The sequence below is a fragment of the Tropicibacter naphthalenivorans genome, assembly GCF_900176475.1.
In the GTDB taxonomy this organism is placed as follows: domain Bacteria; phylum Pseudomonadota; class Alphaproteobacteria; order Rhodobacterales; family Rhodobacteraceae; genus Tropicibacter; species Tropicibacter naphthalenivorans.
The window spans coordinates 684,168-700,969 of the sequence record NZ_FWXX01000002.1 but is presented as its reverse complement, the minus strand read 5'-3'; the positions used below and the strand labels follow the sequence as shown (position 1 = coordinate 700,969).

Genomic DNA, 16,802 nt, shown 5'->3' with positions numbered 1-16,802 from the left:
GTTGCTGCGGTGCGGCGCAAGAGGGTTTGCAAATTAATTGAAAACCCTGCGTCACTTTGCAAATTTTGAAACCGATAGCGCTAACCGTCGCGTTTCAGCCCCATAAAGGCGGTTTCGACGATCTGTTTGCCGCGCAGCGCGCGCGGGTGCGCGACGCCCAACTGGCCAATATTGGCGATTATGTCGCGGCGCAGCAGCTCTGTCAGATGGGCCGGGCCGCGGGCGCCAAGCGCGCAAACCGCGTAGTGCCACGCGCGTCCCATCATGACAAAATCGGCCCCCAAGGCGATGGCCCGCAGGATGTCCAGCCCGCTTTCGATACCGCTATCAAAGATCAGCGGCAGCGTTGTCGCGGCACGTATGGGCGCTAACGCCTCAATGGCGGCGGGGGCGGCGTCGAACTGGCGGCCAGCGTGGTTGGACACCCAGATCGCATCGACCCCGGCGGCCTCTAGGCGGGGCGCATCGCTGGCGCGCATCACGCCTTTGACGATCAACTTGCCGTCCCACGCGTCGCGAATCCATTGCAGATAGTCCCAGTCGGGCGCGGTGCGCAGCAGGTAGCCCACATGCGCCGTCGGGTCGCGGGTGACGGTTTCCTGCGTGTATTTGTCCAGGGTTTTCATGCGCGGCATCCCGGCGCGGGCGCGCGCAATGGACCAAGTCGGGCGCTGCACGCATTGCGCAAGGATTCGCGGCGTTAGCCGGGGCGGCTGCACCAACCCGCCTTTAACCTGCGCCTCGCGGCGCGAGGCCACCGGCACGTCGACCGTCAGCACAAGCGTGTCAAAGCCGCTGTCCCTGGCCCGCGCCAGCATATCGCGGCGCATGTCCACATCGCGCGGCGGGTACAGCTGGAACCAGCCGTGGCCATTTAGATGCGGGCCGACCTCTTCGGGCGTGGCATTGGCGACGGTGGACAGGGTGTAGGGCAGGGCGGCCTTGGTCGCGCCCTTGGCCAGCAGCGTCTCGGCCCCCGGCCAGAGCAGGCCCGACTGTCCCACCGGCGCAACCCCAAAGGGCAGGGCATAGTCACGGCCCAAAAGCGTTGTCGTCAGGTTCGGCGCAACCTCTCCGTGCAGAATCGATGGCTCGAACAGCACCGCGTCCAAGGCCCGGCGGTTGCGCCGCAGCGTCGCCTCGGTCCCGGTTGCCGTATCCAGATAGGCCCATGCGAAATGCGGAACCCGAAGCCGCGCCGCATCGCGTAAGTCCTTGATCGTCATGTATCGGCTGTGCAAATCCATGGGCCGATTAGCGCCGCCGAATGCGCCTGTGTCCAGAGGGTCCGGCGCATTCATCTAAAAACCACCGCGTAAATTCAGCACTTTTTAAGTGAATCTTCCTATCCCATTCACCATGCACACTGAGGGGAAAGACGATGCACGCACTGGTTTTGGACAACAATACAAAGCGGCTCGAACAGGGGCAGATCGCCTTTTTGCAAGAGGGGCTTCAGGTGACGGGCAGCGGCTCGATCGCCGTGGCCGAGATCGCCTTGGACCGATTCGACGTGGATATCCTGGTGATTGATCGGCGCACCGCGGGCAAACGCTTTGCCGAGATCGTGCGCACGGCCGAGCGCCGCAACCCCAAGCTGGTGTCCATCGCGCTGACGCCGGATGTGTCGGGCGACACCGACCGGATGGTGCAGGCGTTCCCGTCGATGCACTGCGTCTTGGGCGATGATCTGTCGCCGTCGGTGGCGGCGAAACTGGCGATGGCGTCGGTCAGCGAATCGACCGGCAGCGGCATGGCCCCGCGCGAAGTCGAAGTGCCGCGTGTGCCGCAGGACAGCGACATCCAGCTGACCCGCCCCGGTCAATACGCGCCCCAGCCCGCCGCAGCCCCGGCACCGCAGCCGCAGTGGTTTGACGAGGTGGCCACGCCCCAGCCTGCGCCGCAGCCGCGCCCCGTTCAGCAGCCGGTACAACAATCGCCCCAGCCCGCCCGCATGATCCGCGCCGAAGACGTGCAGGTCGCCCGCGTGGTTCAAGGCGAAAACGGCCCGCAGATCGTGCACGAGGATGAGGCCCAAGCCACCGCCCGCCCGGTGCGCTCGGTCGCTCCGGTGTTCTCGTCCACCCGCCGCAGCCGCGCCAAGGCGACACAGGCCGCCTGAGGGCCGACAAATTTGCGCGGCACGGGGGAACAGACTGCGAACATGCACTTTCCCTTTGCCGCGAGGCCCGCTAGATTGTGGGCATGAGCAGCTATGATGATTTCGACGCCTTCGAGGCCTCTTCGTTGTCCGCCCGCGCCATGGCCGCGCGGCCCGCGCCCTATCTGGACGAACTGAACCCGGCCCAACGCGAGGCGGTCGAGGCGCTGGATGGCCCGGTCCTGATGCTGGCCGGGGCAGGGACCGGCAAGACCAAGGCGCTGACCGCCCGGGTCGTCCACCTGCTGAACACCGGGCGCGCCCGTCCGAACGAAATCCTCTCGGTGACCTTCACCAACAAGGCCGCCCGCGAGATGAAGAATCGCATCTCGCGGATGCTTGGGCAGACGGTCGAGGGGATGCCGTGGCTGGGGACCTTTCACTCGATCTGCGTCAAGCTGCTGCGCCGCCACGCCGAACTGGTGGGGCTGAAGTCGAACTTTACGATCCTCGACACCGACGACCAGATCCGCCTGCTCAAACAGCTGATCCAAGCCGCCGGGATCGACGACAAACGCTGGCCCGCGCGCCAGCTGGCCAACATCATTGACGGCTGGAAGAACCGTGCGCTGACCCCGGACAAGATCCCTTCGGCGGATGCGGGGGCTTATAACTACGCCGGACCCAAGCTGTACGCCCAATATCAAGAACGCCTGCGCGAGCTGAACGCCGTCGATTTCGGTGACCTGCTGCTGCATATGGTGGTGATCTTTCAGACGCACGAGGACGTGCTGGAGCAATACCAACGTTGGTTCCGCTACATCCTCGTGGACGAATATCAGGATACCAACGTCGCGCAATACATGTGGCTGCGGCTGCTGGCGCAAAAGCACCGCAACATCTGCTGCGTGGGCGATGACGACCAGTCGATCTATGGCTGGCGCGGCGCCGAGGTGGGCAACATCCTGCGCTTTGAAAAGGATTTCGAGGGCGCGCATGTGGTGCGTCTGGAACAGAACTACCGCTCGACGCCGCATATCCTCGCGGCGGCGTCCTCGGTCATTCGCGGCAACACCAACCGTCTTGGCAAGGAGCTGTGGACAGAGGCGGAGGATGGCGAAAAGGTCCGCCTGATCGGCCATTGGGACGGCGAAGAAGAGGCGCGCTGGATCGGCGAAGAGATCGAGGCGCAACAGGGCGGCACCCGTGGCGGACGTCCCTATAGCCTTGATGACATGGCGATTTTGGTGCGCGCCTCGCACCAGATGCGCGCCTTCGAAGACCGGTTTCTGACGATCGGACTGCCCTACCGCGTAATCGGCGGCCCGCGCTTTTACGAGCGGATGGAGATCCGCGATGCCATGGCCTACTTCCGCTGCGTGGTCTCGCCCGACGACGATCTGGCCTTCGAACGCATCGTCAACACGCCCAAACGCGGCCTCGGCGACAAAGCGCAACAAACGATCCAACGGATCGCCCGCGAAAACGGCGTGTCCTTGGTCAACGGCGCGGCGATGGCGGTGGAACAGGGCGCGATCAAGGGCAAGGGGGCCAAGGCGCTGGGCGAGCTGACCACGCGAGCAAGCTCTTGGCGTTTTTTGCAAGTGAATGTCGGCAATCAAGTCGTGATTGATGAGTTTAAAGCTGAAAGCGCTGACCACAGCGCAAAGATTTTGCGTTTAATGGAGCAGTTCGCTTCTGAAGACGCGGTCATAGACGACGAAAATCTCGGCACACGCTCGAATGAAGATATCCAGTACGAAATCGATCAGCTAAAGTCTCGCATTCAAGTCTTGGAAGTGTACATTGAGATTCTCGAGGGAAATCATGTGCGTTTTGCCGAACTTATCCTCGACGAATCCGGCTACACCGAGATGTGGCAAAACGACAAAACCCCCGAGGCACCGGGCCGCCTTGAAAACCTCAAGGAACTGGTCAAGGCTCTGGAAAGCTTTGAAAACCTTCAAGGATTCCTCGAACACGTCAGCCTCGTGATGGATAACGAAAGCGACGACGGCGGGGCCAAGGTCAGCATCATGACGCTGCACGCCGCCAAGGGGCTAGAATTCCCGGTGGTCTTCCTGCCCGGCTGGGAAGACGGCCTGTTCCCGTCGCAGCGCAGCATGGACGAAAGCGGCGTCAAAGGCCTCGAAGAGGAGCGCCGTCTGGCCTATGTCGGGATCACCCGCGCCGAGGAACTCTGCACGATTTCTTTTGCGGGTAACCGCCGCGTGTTTGGCCAGTGGCAATCGCAAATGCCCTCGCGTTTTGTGGATGAACTGCCCGAAGACCACGTGGACATCCTGACACCGCCGGGCCTTTACGGCGGAGGCTATGGCGCGGCCGCGCCGACAGGGATGAAATCGAACCTCGAAACCCGGGTAGCCGAAGCGAACGTGTACAATTCCCCGGGCTGGCGTCGCCTACAAGAACGCCAGTCCGATCGCCCCGTCAGTCAACCGCGCGAAAGCCGCAATACGGTGATCGATCTGACAGCGGTCTCGGCCTACACCACCGGCGAACGCGTTTTTCACAACAAGTTCGGCTATGGCGAAATCATCGGTATCGAAGGTGACAAGCTGGAAATTGACTTTGAAAAAGCCGGGACCAAAAAGGTTGTTTCGCGCTTTATCTGTGCAGCGGACGACGTGCCTTTTTGAGGGTGTTTGGGGGCGCTGCCCCCGGCCTTTGGCCTCCCCCGGGATATTTTGAAAGAGAAGAAGACAGGGCGCGGGTCTTTGGGTTTCTTCTCTTTGGTAAATATCCTGGGGTGAATGGCCGCAGGCCAGAGGGGCAAGGCCCCTGTCAGCCGATTGGCAAGGGCGCGTCGGCTTTTGGTTGATCCATGACGATTTGACTGTGCACTCGGGACACTAGTGGATGCGCGAGCAGCACGTCGTGGATCAGTCGGTTGAGATCCGTCAGGTCGCCGCAAAAGACGCGCAAGAGATAGTCCGCATCGCCGGTCATCGTCCATGCCGAGGTGATCTCGGCGCGGGTGCTGAGGAGGCGGGCGAAACTGCGGCCTTCTTCGGCGCCGTGGCGGGCGAGCTGCACTTGGATGAAGGCTTGGACCGTGAGGCCGAGCTTTTGCGGCGAGAGCCAAGCGCGGTACCCTTGGATCACGCCCGCCTCTTCGAGCCGTTGACGGCGGCGACCGGCTTGGCTGGCGGAGAGGTTCAGGCGCGCGCCGAGCTCTTGGGCTGTAGCTTGGCCATTTTGTTGCAGGGCCGCAAGCAAGGCAATGTCGGTGGGATCGAGGATCATGCGGAGTTTTCGCGTCAATATCTGAATTTGTGCGGCAACTTAGCGTAATGGCGCGATTATGTCACGACTATGCGCGCCATCCGCGCGTCGCCACCGATATCCTATGTGCACAACGCGCAGGAGGATACATCATGGGACCGTTCCCGCACGACGCCCCGCAGTCGACCATTACGCAAGACAATCCCGCTGGCACCGACGGCTTTGAGTTCGTCGAATTCGCTCATCCCAATCCGCAGGAGCTGCGCGAGACCTTTACGCGCATGGGCTACAGCCACGTCGCCACGCATAAAACCAAGCCGGTTGAGCTTTGGCAGCAGGGTGACATCACCTACGTTCTCAACGCCGACCCGGACAGTTTTGCCGCCCGGTTCACCGAAGAACACGGCCCCTGCGCGCCTTCTATGGCGTGGCGGGTGGTGGACGCCCAGCACGCCTATCAGCACGCCATTGCGCAGGGGGCCGAGCCTTATAACGGCCCCGGCAAAACCGTCGATTGGCCCGCGATCAAGGGCATTGGCGGCTCGCTGCTGTATTTCACCGACCAGTATTACGACACCTCGCCCTATAACGCCGAGTTTAACTGGATCGCGCAATCCAAGCCGCGCGGCGTCGGCTTTTACTATCTCGACCACCTGACCCACAACGTGTTCAAGGGCAACATGGACACGTGGTTTCGCTTTTACGGCGATCTGTTCAACTTCAAGGAAATTCGGTTCTTTGACATCGAGGGCAAGTTCACCGGGCTGTTCAGCCGTGCGCTGACCTCGCCGTGTGGGCGCATTCGTATCCCGATCAACGAAGACCGGGGCGAAACCGGGCAGATCGTGGCCTATCTCAAGAAGTACAAGGGCGAGGGCATCCAGCACATCGCGGTCGGCGCGCGCGACATTTATGACGCCACCGATGCGATTGCGGACATGGGCGTGCAGTTCATGCCGGGGCCGCCGGACAGCTACTATGACTTGTCGTTTGACCGGGTGTCGGGCCACAGCGAACCGGTCGAGCGGATGAAACGCCACGGCATTTTGATCGACGGCGAAGGCGTTTTGGACGGCGGAGAGACCAAGATCCTGCTTCAGATTTTCTCGAAAACCGTGATCGGGCCGATCTTTTTCGAGTTTATCCAGCGCAAGGGTGACGATGGTTTTGGCGAAGGCAACTTCCGCGCATTGTTCGAATCCATCGAGCAAGAGCAGATCGCAAACGGCGAGTTGAGCGCCGCAGAATAGCGCTTAGCCGCGCGGCATCTTCAGGGTGATCAAGCGGCCGCTTTTCACGTAGATCAGCGCGTCTTCCTGGATCGCCTTGACGCGGCCGCCATCGAGGCGGTCGCCCACGGTGACCTTTTGGTATTTGCCAGAGCTGGGGATGCGCACCAGCGCGCGGCGCTTGGACGGCGTGCCATAGACCCCGATAAGCGCAATTTTATTAAGGTTGATCGCGTTGTTATCCGTGGCGGCCCGGGCCACGGTGGTGGCGGTCGGACCAGAGGGGGACACGGTGCGCGGCGCCACGGCGGCGGTCTGAACCGGCTCGGCGGGGCGCTGCGCTTCGGCGCGTTGAACGATGGCGGCGATGTTGCGCGGGCGCGGCACGGGTTTCAGCGACTGGGCCACGGCCTGGGCGGTGGCGGGGGTGTCAGGCTCTGCCTCTTGCGCAGTTTCCTGCGCGGTTTTCGGGCGCATCACCGGGCGGATCTTGGCCAGCTCTTGCAAGGAAATCCCGCCCAGCGTGGCGCGTTCCAGCTGTTCCAGCAGGTCGTCCGGGCGCGCTTCGGGGCGCAGGTTGCGCAGTGGGTTGGCGGCGTCTTCTTGCGCAGGGTCTTCCGAGGGCAGGACCAGCGGCGGATTTCGCAGCGGCGGGATCACCGGGGGCAGGCCGGTGAAAATCCGCAGGCCATCGGGCGTCAAAGCGCCTTCGGGCGTGGCGCGCACCAAGCCGCGATTGTCAAAGTCGAACACCATCCCGGCGGGGGGTGGCAGGCCCGGATCGTCCATGCGCGGCTCTTGGGCCATGTCCAGCGGGTCGGGCAGGGCGACCGCGTCCAATTCCTGCACCTTGGGATCGATCGAGGCGACATAAACATCATCCACACCGTCGGTGGGCGGCAGCATCGGCGCCGTGGGCGTGCGCTGCCAGATGCCGGTTGCGGCGTAGGTGGCGGCGGCCTCTTCGGGCGTCAGAGTCTGCGGATCGACCGGAACGGTCAGGGCGGGCGGCGCGGTGTCTGGCGCGGGACCGGTCTCCAGCGCGGCCAGTTCCACGGCGTTGTCCACGGTCACCGGCGCTTCGGGCAGGGCGTCGGGGACAACAATCGCGTCTTGGGGCAGAGAGGCGACCGCCTCTGGCTCTTCCCCGCCAAACAAAGACGCCAGCCCATCGTCAAGGAACACCGACGCCCAAGCGGCCACGGCGATCAGGAACATGATCAGCGTCGCGGTCAGGATCAGACCAAGGAAGCGCGGCTTGCCGCCGACCTTTTGCTGGCCGCGCGCGCCAAAGACGGTCATCCGTTCGGCTTCGCTGGCGTCCAGAGCCGCCGCGCCGCCTGCGGCCAAGGCCGGGGTGCCGGGGGCCGCCGCGCGCAGGGCGGCCAGCTTGGACAGGGTGCTTGGGCCTTTGACGGCGGGGGCTGCGGGTGTCGGCTCGGCGGTGCGGGCCGCAAGGGCGGGTGCCTTGGCTGTATCCTTAGCCGCCACGTCCTTGGGGGCTGCCGGGGGCGTGACCGCCGGAGCGGTGGGGCGTTCGGCAGGCGGCTGAGATTTGGCCTTCGCCTTGGGTTTGTCCTTGGCTTTGGCAGCTTTGTCCGCCTTGGCTTGGTTCAGGCGCGTGCGCAGCACGCCGCCCCCGCGGGCCAAAGCGCCAACAAGCGCCCCGGCGGCGGCTTTGGGCACAGAGGCGCGCGCGCCCTTGTCGGCCTGAGCGTCCGCATCGCCTTGATCGCTGGATGGAACGCCGGTGTCTGGCTTGGCAACCGCGGGTGCGGCCTGCGGGGACGCACCGTCCAAAACCGGGGTAAAGCGCGGTTTGGCAGCGCCATCCCCATCGCCCAGCGTCAGAGGGCGCGGTGCGGGCGGGATCGCGTCGGTGCCGCGCGTCGCCCGCACCGAGGCAAAAGCCGGAGCCTCGCCTTCGGCAGAAACGGTGTCCTCGGCGGTGATCGAGATCGGCGTGCCCTTGGCGTCATCAGCTTTGACGGAAGGCGCGGAAACGCGCGGGGTGCCAGTGGGTTCTGGCGCAACGCTGGGGAAGGCCGGGGCGGTGGCGGGCGGCTCGGGGATTGAGGCGACCAGTCCCGGTTCGGGCGGTTTGGGCGTTTCCTCTGGCTCTGGCTCGGGCGCGTCTTCGGCGGTCTCGTCCGCAGGATCTTGCGGCTCGTCAGGTGCGGGCGCGTCGGTCTGAGCCGCAGCATCGGCCTTGGCGTCGTCCTCGGCAGCGGCGGTTTCCACCTCGGCCTGCTGCGGCGCGCCGGTCTCTGGTTCGGGCGTTTGCGCAAGCGAGGCGGGCTCGTCCTCGGCGAGCGGAACAACGGGCGCGTCCTCTACAGGGTCGGCGTCTGCGGCGGGCAAGGCCGCCTCGGCGGTCGCCTCTTCCTCGGCCTGCTTGCGGGCCTTGCGCTCGGCGCGTTTGGCCCGGCGGCGCTGGCGCTCTTCCTCTTCGGTTTCTGCGGGATCGGCCTCTGGCGTCTGGGCAGGCAGATCAAGGGCCAGCTGCGGCGCGTCTTCGTCGGTCGGCTCGGGCGTGTCGGGCGCAGGTGTTTCGGGCGCTGCCTCTGCGATGGGCTCGGCCTCTGGCGCTGCGTCTGCGGCGGGGGCCGGGGGCGTGTCCACCGCCGGTTCCGGCATTGGCTCTGGCGCTGGCTCTGCTACCGGCTCTGGCGCAACCTCAGCCGCAACCGGCATCAAGGCCGCCTCATCTGCGGCAACGATATCAATGGCTTGCGGCAAGCGCTTGGCCGCGCGACGCCAGCCCTTGGCCTTGCCAAAGTGCACCGCGCCCGCAAACGCCCCCTCAGGGGCCTGCGCCGCGTAGGACACGGGTGTAAAGCCGTGCGACTTGGAAAACTCCAGCGCCTCTTGCAGCGTCTCATTCGCCACGGCGGCGACCAGCATCCGCCCGCCCGCCAGCGAATAGTCAAAGGTCAGATCCTTGACCGCATAGGGCGTCGCCCCGTCCAGCGCGGCGCGAATGGCCACCTCGCGGGCAATGTCATCGCCGCCCAGATCGGGCAAGTCCAAAAAGCGGATCTGCTCGGCGGGGATCAACACAACAACTTCGGAGCCCTTTGGGTCCAGCGATTCCGCTCGGTCGCGCAGCGCAATCACTGCCGCGTCCAGATCGCCGCCGTCCAACGGGATTTCCTGAATCCGAGCCCATTTGTCGCCCATCCGGCGCAAAAGGGCGATGCCCTCGAATGAAAGAGAAAGCGCGAAATTTGGTACCATGGGCCGCTCTTTACCAGTCCTGCCAAGCCGGTGGGAGTCTTTATGCGTCTGATGAACAGTCTACAGCAAGTCTTTGCCGAGGCAACGAAAGACTGGGTTTTCCCCACTTGTCTGGGGGCCGTTCAGCGACGACTTTAATGATGTTTTAACGGAGGACATCCAACCATGAGAACCCACGCGCGAATCCTAAGCCTGTGTCTGGCGCTGGGGGCGGCGCTGCCCGCCTTGGCCGACCCTGCAACCCTGACGGTCACGGGGCAGGGCCGGATCGCCGCGACCCCGGATATGGCGACCGTGTCTTTGGGCGTCGAATACACGGCGGCTGAACCCTTGTTGGCGGTGAACCAGACATCCGAGGCGGTGGACGCCATCATGGCCAAGCTGACCGAAATGGGCATCGCGCCGCGCGACATGCAGACCGCGAACCTGTCGGTGGGCGAGGTGTGGAACCGCACTGCCAGCGGCGACAATGAGGTCAGCGGCTATCGCGCCAGCAACCTGCTGCGCGTGCGGGTGCGGGACTTGGACGGCCTTGGCGAGATCCTGCAAACGGTGCTGGAAAGCGGGGCAAACGACCTGTCGGGTCTCAGCTTTGGCCTAACCGATCCGCGCCCCGTCGAGGATAAGGCGCGCAGGGCCGCCGTGGCGGATGCCTTGGCCAAGGCGCAGTTGTACGCCGAGGCGGCGGGGATGCCGCTTGGGCCGATCCTGTCGATCGAAGAGGGCGGGAGCTTGCCCGAGTTTCGTTATACGTCCGCGCGCAGCGTCGAAGCGATGGCGGACGTGCCCGTCGCAGCCGGGGAAACGGTGGTGTCCGATAGCGTGACAGTGGTCTTTTCGCTGGGCGAGTAAGGAAAAGGGGGGGCGCTTTGCCCCCCCCTGATTAGTCTCCTGACGATTTACGCTTGGTTCAGCGCCTGATCGAGATCGGCGATCAGGTCGTCCGCGTCTTCGATCCCGATGGAAATGCGGACCACGTTGGGGGCCGCGCCCGCCGCGATCTGCTGCTCTTCGGTCAGCTGGCGGTGGGTGGTCGAGGCCGAGTGGATCACAAGGCTGCGCGTGTCCCCAAGGTTCGCCACATGGCTGAAAATCTGCAACGAATCCACGAACTTGACGCAGGAATCGTACCCACCCTTGAGCGCCACGGTGAACAGCCCGCCCGCGCCGTTGGGGCAAATCCGCGCCACCCGGTCGTTATACGGCGAAGAGGGCAGCCCCGCATAGGTCACCAGCTCGACCGCCGGGTGGTTTTCCAGCCAGCTGGCCACGCGCATGGCGTTCTCGGTGTGGCGCTGCATCCGCAGCGACAGCGTCTCAATCCCCATCAAGGTGTAATGCGCCGCCTGCGGGTTCAGCGTCATGCCCAGATCGCGCAGACCGATGGCGATGCCGTGAAAGGTAAAGGCCAGCGGCCCAAAGGTCTCGTGGAATTTCAGCCCGTGATAGGCGGGCTCGGGTGCGCTGAGCGAGGGGAACTTGTCGCTGGCCGACCAGTCAAAGTTGCCGCTGTCCACCACCACGCCGCCGGTCACCGTGCCGTTGCCGGTCAGGTACTTGGTCATGGAATGTACCACCAGCGTCGCGCCGTGTTCGATCGGGCGGCACAAATAGGGCGTGGCCGAGGTGTTGTCCACGATCAGGGGCAGGCCGGCCTGATCAGCCACCGCCGCGATGGCGTCAAGGTCAGTGATATAGCCACCGGGGTTGGCGATGCTCTCGCAGAACACCGCGCGGGTGTCGTCGTCAATCGCGGCCGCCACCGCGTCGGTGTCGTCGAAATCCACGAATTTGGCCGACCAGCCAAAGCGCTTGATGGTCTGGCTGAACTGGGTGATCGAGCCGCCATACAGGCGCGTCGACACCACGATGTTGCGCCCCGGTGCCATGATCGGGAACAGCGCCATGATCTGCGCCGCGTGGCCGGACGAGCAGCACACCGCGCCCGCGCCGCCCTCGAGGGTGGCAACCCGTTCCTGCAAGGCCGCCACGGTGGGGTTGGTCAGGCGCGAATAGATGTAGCCGACCTCTTGGAGGTTGAACAATGCCGCCGCGTGCTCGGCATCGCGGAACACATAGGCCGTGGTCTGATAGATCGGCACCTGGCGTGCGCCGGTGGCCGGGTCCGGGCGGGCGCCCGCGTGAATCTGTAGCGTATCAAAGCCGTAGCTGGGTGCGTCGGTCATAGAATCCTCCCAAAATTCTCCGTCAGGATATGGGTATGCGATTGTGTGCGTCCGAACAACGGCCCTGTTGCCCTTGGGGCGCGGGGAATTTGCCCGAATTCTGCGCGTTTAGGTGCGATATGCAACCAAGGCGAGCAACATAGAGTCACTGTATGAGGAGAAGCCTTGACGGAAGTTAACCTTTGCGCCAATGCTGGGTGCAGCCAAATGGTTAACAAAGCAGTAGAGTTTTCCTTCACTGTAGCGGTTATCAAAACAATAAACTCCCTGAGCAAGGAGACGCCAAACATGGCAACCGAAACCACTCCCGAGGCCGAACAGGCCCCCAAAAAGCGTGCCCGCGCGGCGGCGACTGCGAACATTGCCCTGCCGCTGGATCCGCAGGTGCGCACGCGCCTGACCCGTCTGGCCAAAGCCGAAGGCATGACGCTGGGCCACTACCTGCAAAAGGTTCTGGAACTGCACCTGCTGGAGACCGCCGAAGAGGGCGATCTGCTGGCGCAGCGTCTCAAGGCCAAGCGCGAAGTCATCGACCACGTGGTCGCTCTGGCCCAGATGTTGGATAAGGACGGCAAGTTCGACGAACATTTTGTGCTGACAGTGATGAAAACCGCCTCTGAGGACGAAGAGTTCATGGAGCTGTACAAAACAGTCACCGGCGAAGAGGGCCGCAAGGCCGCGCGGTTGCAGCAGACGCTGAACCAGCAGCTTGGCCGGCTGATCCGCAAGGCCGCGAACGCCGGCTCCAAGCGCAACGAAGAAGGCCGCGCCATCCGCGCGCAGGTCACGGGCGAGATCATCACGTCCTATTCCCTGCTGGAGCGCAAAGAAGCGGAGTCCGAGTAATAAGCGCAGCGACATCGACGTAAAAGCCGGGGCAGGGACCCCGGCTTTTTTGTGTGCGGACATGAAAGGGCGGACTGGTTTCTATCACCCTCAGCTGTCATCTGTTTTCGTCGATGGTATGAAACCAATTCAATCAGAGTTATTCTGATCGGGGAGTGGACCTTGCGCGGCAAGTCTCGATCTCAATTCATATAGGTGGAACTCTTCGGCGTAAAATCAGCGCCGTAAGCCGCTCACCGCATCCAGAACCCTTCACGCTTGATCGTATTGCGAATGGCCTGCTCCTTGCGCGGCAAGTCATTGCGATCAAACAGCGCCCGCACCTTTTGCCCGCGCTTTTGGTAGATCATCCGCTTGAACGGATCATATTGCTTGAGCACCTTCTTGACCCGGTTCGGCTCTGAAACTTTGTCCAAGACCTCCACCACCGCATCGGCCTCACGCGCATAAAGCAGCGGCAACAAGCGGTAATGGCAGGTCACCGACCCGTCCAATAACCCCTCGGGCAGCGTATCGCGCCCCCCACCCAAAGCGTGAATGACCAAGGGCAAAGCCACCTGATCCAGCCATGGGTTCAAGCTCTGGCACACCAATTCCGCCGGTGCATCATCGCGGATCGCCAAAGCATACCGCAGGAAAGTTTCGCCAAATTCATGCGGGCACCGAAAGAAAAAGAACCCGGCATTGAAATACAAATACCGCTTCCAATACTCGTCCGGCCACGACAGATCGAGGCTGCTCTCGAAATCCAACCCAAACTTGTCGTACAAAGACTTCCATGTTTGCGTGTACCCCGGCCCGTAAATCTCCAACGTGGGCCAAGTCCCCTCGCGGCGCATGGACGCCGTGGGCCGGTCGAAATCAAACGGCACCTTGCCCAGATCATCCAACACCAACGTGTCGGTATCGAAAAACACAAATGGCTCGCCCTTGGGCAGGGCAAACAAGGCCTCGATTTTATTCCCGTAGGGGTAGGCATGGCCGAAATGCTTGGATTCAAACGGCACAATCATTGCGCCCAAATCCTCCAACAACTCCCGGCAGGCCGGATCATTGATCGACGGATCCTGCGGCCACAATGGCCCCGGCTGCGGTTCGGCCACGAACAGCTTGAACCGCTTGCCCGACCCGGATTGCGCCAAGGACGCCGCAAACAGCAGCGCCTCATAGGTCAGCCGCCCCGCCTGCCCAACAATAAGAAGATTTACAGTTTGAGAACCGCCTGTCTTGCGTGCCATGATATCGCTGCTCGTCAGCCCTTGTTTTTCCGGCAGTATAGGGCGGATACGCGCCGGTCAAAAGCGCCGATCTGTCCCAGCCGACATATTTTCCGAGGCCATTATGTTCGATCTCATTCTGCTTATCATCGCAATCGCCACGGGCGGTGGGGGGCAAACCGCCCAAACCACCGCAGGCGAAGCGCCCCCGCCGGGCTATCAAATGCCCCAGCCCGATGCGCCCAACCCGCTGCCCTACGAGGCCGAACAACAGGTCGCCACGGGCCGCTTCACCACCGCGCTGGAAATCAAACCGATCATGCAGGCGACGCGCGCAAACTGGCTCGCGGTGCGCGAATACGATGGCCAGGACCTCGTCTACGTCACCCACCTGTGGTCCTGGCGCTGCGGTCTGGTCGCCATCCACTACGCCGTCAACGACGCCCCGCTCGAACCCTGGCCGCTGCCCGCCTGCCACGAAGACACGGCCAGCCCCAACGCCATCCTCCCCGAGGACGGCTTGCCCTACCGCAGCTACCCGCTGAGCTCCGTCCAAACCGTCACGGTCGAGCTGATCTACGACGACCTCACCACCGAAAAAGCCACCTTCAACCGCCAGGGCGCGCTCATCCCGTAACGCGCCCTGCTTCTTCTCTTTCAAAATATCCTGGGGGAGCGCCAAAGGCGCGGGGGCAACGCCCCCCCTTCAAAGATCAATCGCCTGCAAAACCTCGGGCTCAATCACATCGACCCCCGGCAAACCCGCCGCCAGTTTCTCGGCCGATTGCTCCAGCGCCGGGAAGGTCCGGTAATGGCAGGGGATCACTGTCTTGAAATCGAAATACGTCTTGGCCGCAAAAGCCGCCAATTCCATATCCATGGTGTAATAGCCGCCCGCCGACAAAATCCCGATCTCCGGCTTATAATACTCGGCGATCCAGCCCATATCGGCCATCACCGTGGTATCGCCCGAGAAGTAGATCGTCTTGCCTTCGCCGCGAATTATATAACCGATCTCGGCGCCCATATAGACAGGCCGGTCGTCCACCACCACCGACGAGCTATGGGACGCCGGAACCATATTCACCTGCACCTCGCCAAAGGTCAAAGTCCCGCCCTTGTTAAAGGCATGCCCCTCTTTCGCGCCCTGCGAAAACAAGTATTGCGCCAGCTCATACATGGCGGTGACTGGCGCGCCGGTGCGCTCCGACACTTCGACAATATCTTGCGTGTGGTCGAAATGCCCATGCGTCACTAAAATCTGCGTCGCCCCGCCAATCGCCGCCTCGACGTCTTGGCCCTGCATCATCGGGTTCCCATTCACCCACGGATCAATCAGCAACACCTGATCCGCGATCTCGATGCGAAAGCTGCCGTGGCCCATCCAAATGATCTTCATCTCTCGTCTCCCTTAACCAATCGATCAAAGCTTAACACCGCCGCGCCAAGACGCCAGAGGCTTGCAGCGCGCGCCCCGGACGGGTAAAGCAACCCCCAACCGATCTGTGCAGAAAAAAGGCGCGCCCCATGTCGATTGATACTCAGACCGCCGCACGCGTGGCGAAACTGGCCCGGATCAAGGTCACCGAAGAAGAGCTGCCCGAGCTGGCCGGCTCCTTCAATGACATTCTTGGCTTTATCGAAGCGCTGAACGAAGTGAACGTCGATGGCGTCGAGCCGATGGTTTCGGTCTCGCCCATGCGCCTCAAGCGCCGCACCGACGCGGTCACCGACGGCAATATGCAGGACAAGATCCTCGCCAATGCGCCCGACGCGCGCGAAGGCTTCTTTGCCGTGCCCAAGGTGGTCGAATAATCCCCTTACAGACTGCGACCCGCTCCATGCGCCCGCTTTTCAGCGGGCGTTTTGCTGTTTGTTGCCGACGCGTGGGCGGAATTCTGGCCAAGCCTCGGGATTGATGGTAAACGCGCCAAAACAAGAGCAAGGCAGGACACGAGTTATGCGGTATTTCCTTTGTGGTGTGGCGGCATTGGCGCTCAGCGCGTGCAGTCCGTCGGTGCCCGACAGCGCAGCCGGTGTGGTCGACACAGGGCAGGGCGTGGGCTTTGGCAATTACGCCGAATACCAGCGCCGCCGCGAGCAGGCGCTGATCAACGGCTCACCCATGACTGTCCCCGGCCCGGCAGGCGTGCAGGCCACGCCGCTCGATGACGCGCAGGATGTGGCCGCCGAGGCAGCCGCCGCCGCCCGCGCCGCTGCGCTGAACTCTGGCCAAGCGCCTTTGGAAGCGTCCCCCGGCAACCCCGCGCCGCAGATCGTGTCGAACGCGGCGGGCATCTCTGGCGAGAATGACTTTGCCGCCGTTTCGGCCGAGCGCGACATCAAACAGGACGCCGCGCTGATCGCCCAGAACCGCGCGCAATACCAGATCATCCAGCCCGAAGCGCTGCCGACGCGCCCCGGCTCGAACCGCCCGAACATCGTGGAATACGCCCTGCGCACCACCAACCCGGTGGGCACCGCGCTGTACAACCGTTCCAGCTTTAACGCCGCGTCCAAGTATGACCGCGCCTGCGGCAGCTACGCCTCGGCGGACCTCGCCCAAGAAGAGTTCCTCGCGCTCGGTGGCCCGGAAAAAGACCGCAAGGGCATGGACCCGGACGGCGACGGCTTTGCCTGCACCTGGAGCCCGGCCCCCTTCCGCGCGGCGCGCGGTGGCTGAGGCCGACCACGCCGGGGCGATCTGGCATCCATCGACGAACTTTGGGGACCGGCGTGG

14 protein-coding genes are annotated in these 16,802 nt (G+C 63.3%); 8 read left to right on the top strand and 6 right to left on the bottom strand.

All coding sequences use genetic code 11. The features are described from left to right. Nucleotides 1–80 precede the first annotated feature (80 nt). On the bottom strand, nucleotides 81–1,247 hold the full coding sequence (locus B9A11_RS07595; RefSeq protein WP_083499766.1) for an alpha-hydroxy acid oxidase: 1,167 nt from the start codon (nucleotides 1,245–1,247) through the stop codon (nucleotides 81–83). A gap of 134 nt (nucleotides 1,248–1,381) precedes the next feature. Between B9A11_RS07595 and B9A11_RS07590 the strand changes: the two genes are divergently transcribed. Then, nucleotides 1,382–2,122, top strand: coding sequence for a hypothetical protein (locus B9A11_RS07590; protein ID WP_058246508.1), 741 nt, complete (start codon nucleotides 1,382–1,384; stop codon nucleotides 2,120–2,122). An 83-nt stretch (nucleotides 2,123–2,205) separates the two neighbouring features. Next, nucleotides 2,206–4,761, top strand: a complete 2,556-nt coding sequence (locus B9A11_RS07585) for an ATP-dependent helicase (RefSeq protein WP_058246509.1) — start codon at nucleotides 2,206–2,208, stop codon at nucleotides 4,759–4,761. Nucleotides 4,762–4,906: 145 nt separating this feature from the next. Here the strand turns inward: B9A11_RS07585 and B9A11_RS07580 are convergent, their stop codons facing one another. After that, nucleotides 4,907–5,368 carry an Lrp/AsnC family transcriptional regulator gene (locus tag B9A11_RS07580; protein WP_186009177.1) on the bottom strand — a complete coding sequence of 154 codons (462 nt, stop codon included), beginning with the start codon at nucleotides 5,366–5,368 and terminating at the stop codon, nucleotides 4,907–4,909. Between the two features lie 131 nt (nucleotides 5,369–5,499). Here B9A11_RS07580 and hppD point away from each other — a divergent pair, with 131 nt between their 5' ends. Beyond that, on the top strand, nucleotides 5,500–6,597 hold the full coding sequence (hppD, locus tag B9A11_RS07575) for a 4-hydroxyphenylpyruvate dioxygenase (protein WP_058246510.1): 1,098 nt from the start codon (nucleotides 5,500–5,502) through the stop codon (nucleotides 6,595–6,597). A gap of 3 nt (nucleotides 6,598–6,600) precedes the next feature. Here the strand turns inward: hppD and B9A11_RS07570 are convergent, their stop codons facing one another. After that, nucleotides 6,601–9,813 carry a hypothetical protein gene (locus B9A11_RS07570; protein ID WP_058246511.1) on the bottom strand — a complete coding sequence of 1,071 codons (3,213 nt, stop codon included), beginning with the start codon at nucleotides 9,811–9,813 and terminating at the stop codon, nucleotides 6,601–6,603. 165 nt (nucleotides 9,814–9,978) lie between these two features. Here B9A11_RS07570 and B9A11_RS07565 point away from each other — a divergent pair, with 165 nt between their 5' ends. Continuing rightward, entirely contained in the window at nucleotides 9,979–10,665 is a 687-nt protein-coding gene (locus B9A11_RS07565; RefSeq protein ID WP_058246512.1) for an SIMPL domain-containing protein, read from the top strand. A gap of 47 nt (nucleotides 10,666–10,712) precedes the next feature. On the opposite strand, the gene B9A11_RS07560 is transcribed toward B9A11_RS07565, so the two are convergent. Continuing rightward, nucleotides 10,713–11,999 carry an O-acetylhomoserine aminocarboxypropyltransferase/cysteine synthase family protein gene (locus tag B9A11_RS07560; RefSeq protein WP_058246513.1) on the bottom strand — a complete coding sequence of 429 codons (1,287 nt, stop codon included), beginning with the start codon at nucleotides 11,997–11,999 and terminating at the stop codon, nucleotides 10,713–10,715. Nucleotides 12,000–12,287: 288 nt separating this feature from the next. On the opposite strand from B9A11_RS07560, the gene B9A11_RS07555 reads away from it, so the two are divergent. Further along, complete coding sequence (locus B9A11_RS07555; RefSeq protein ID WP_058246514.1) at nucleotides 12,288–12,845, top strand: hypothetical protein; 558 nt, start codon at nucleotides 12,288–12,290, stop codon at nucleotides 12,843–12,845. A gap of 233 nt (nucleotides 12,846–13,078) precedes the next feature. Here the strand turns inward: B9A11_RS07555 and B9A11_RS07550 are convergent, their stop codons facing one another. Continuing rightward, nucleotides 13,079–14,083: a hypothetical protein gene (locus B9A11_RS07550; RefSeq protein ID WP_058246515.1), complete on the bottom strand. Its 1,005-nt coding sequence runs from the start codon at nucleotides 14,081–14,083 to the stop codon at nucleotides 13,079–13,081. Between the two features lie 103 nt (nucleotides 14,084–14,186). Here B9A11_RS07550 and B9A11_RS07545 point away from each other — a divergent pair, with 103 nt between their 5' ends. Then, the gene (locus B9A11_RS07545) at nucleotides 14,187–14,699 is read left to right on the top strand and encodes a hypothetical protein (RefSeq protein WP_058246516.1); all 513 of its coding nucleotides are present in this window, start codon (nucleotides 14,187–14,189) and stop codon (nucleotides 14,697–14,699) included. A gap of 69 nt (nucleotides 14,700–14,768) precedes the next feature. Here the strand turns inward: B9A11_RS07545 and B9A11_RS07540 are convergent, their stop codons facing one another. After that, the gene (locus B9A11_RS07540) at nucleotides 14,769–15,461 is read right to left on the bottom strand and encodes a metal-dependent hydrolase (RefSeq protein WP_058246517.1); all 693 of its coding nucleotides are present in this window, start codon (nucleotides 15,459–15,461) and stop codon (nucleotides 14,769–14,771) included. Nucleotides 15,462–15,589: 128 nt separating this feature from the next. Between B9A11_RS07540 and gatC the strand changes: the two genes are divergently transcribed. Together gatC and B9A11_RS07530 are read left to right on the top strand one after the other, a co-directional pair. After that, nucleotides 15,590–15,877 (top strand): Asp-tRNA(Asn)/Glu-tRNA(Gln) amidotransferase subunit GatC, encoded by a 288-nt coding sequence (gatC, locus tag B9A11_RS07535; protein WP_058246518.1) that lies wholly within the window; start codon nucleotides 15,590–15,592, stop codon nucleotides 15,875–15,877. Nucleotides 15,878–16,022: 145 nt separating this feature from the next. Beyond that, the gene (locus B9A11_RS07530; protein ID WP_058246519.1) at nucleotides 16,023–16,745 is read left to right on the top strand and encodes a hypothetical protein; all 723 of its coding nucleotides are present in this window, start codon (nucleotides 16,023–16,025) and stop codon (nucleotides 16,743–16,745) included. Nucleotides 16,746–16,802: the final 57 nt, after the last annotated feature.

Coding starts and splice junctions, on each gene's coding strand:
- B9A11_RS07595 (WP_083499766.1), bottom strand. CDS start 1,247: ATGGATTTGCACAGCCGATACATGACGATCAAGGACTTACGCGATGCG.
- B9A11_RS07590 (WP_058246508.1), top strand. CDS start 1,382: ATGCACGCACTGGTTTTGGACAACAATACAAAGCGGCTCGAACAGGGG.
- B9A11_RS07585 (WP_058246509.1), top strand. CDS start 2,206: ATGAGCAGCTATGATGATTTCGACGCCTTCGAGGCCTCTTCGTTGTCC.
- B9A11_RS07580 (WP_186009177.1), bottom strand. CDS start 5,368: ATGATCCTCGATCCCACCGACATTGCCTTGCTTGCGGCCCTGCAACAA.
- hppD (WP_058246510.1), top strand. CDS start 5,500: ATGGGACCGTTCCCGCACGACGCCCCGCAGTCGACCATTACGCAAGAC.
- B9A11_RS07570 (WP_058246511.1), bottom strand. CDS start 9,813: ATGGTACCAAATTTCGCGCTTTCTCTTTCATTCGAGGGCATCGCCCTT.
- B9A11_RS07565 (WP_058246512.1), top strand. CDS start 9,979: ATGAGAACCCACGCGCGAATCCTAAGCCTGTGTCTGGCGCTGGGGGCG.
- B9A11_RS07560 (WP_058246513.1), bottom strand. CDS start 11,999: ATGACCGACGCACCCAGCTACGGCTTTGATACGCTACAGATTCACGCG.
- B9A11_RS07555 (WP_058246514.1), top strand. CDS start 12,288: ATGGCAACCGAAACCACTCCCGAGGCCGAACAGGCCCCCAAAAAGCGT.
- B9A11_RS07550 (WP_058246515.1), bottom strand. CDS start 14,083: ATGGCACGCAAGACAGGCGGTTCTCAAACTGTAAATCTTCTTATTGTT.
- B9A11_RS07545 (WP_058246516.1), top strand. CDS start 14,187: ATGTTCGATCTCATTCTGCTTATCATCGCAATCGCCACGGGCGGTGGG.
- B9A11_RS07540 (WP_058246517.1), bottom strand. CDS start 15,461: ATGAAGATCATTTGGATGGGCCACGGCAGCTTTCGCATCGAGATCGCG.
- gatC (WP_058246518.1), top strand. CDS start 15,590: ATGTCGATTGATACTCAGACCGCCGCACGCGTGGCGAAACTGGCCCGG.
- B9A11_RS07530 (WP_058246519.1), top strand. CDS start 16,023: ATGCGGTATTTCCTTTGTGGTGTGGCGGCATTGGCGCTCAGCGCGTGC.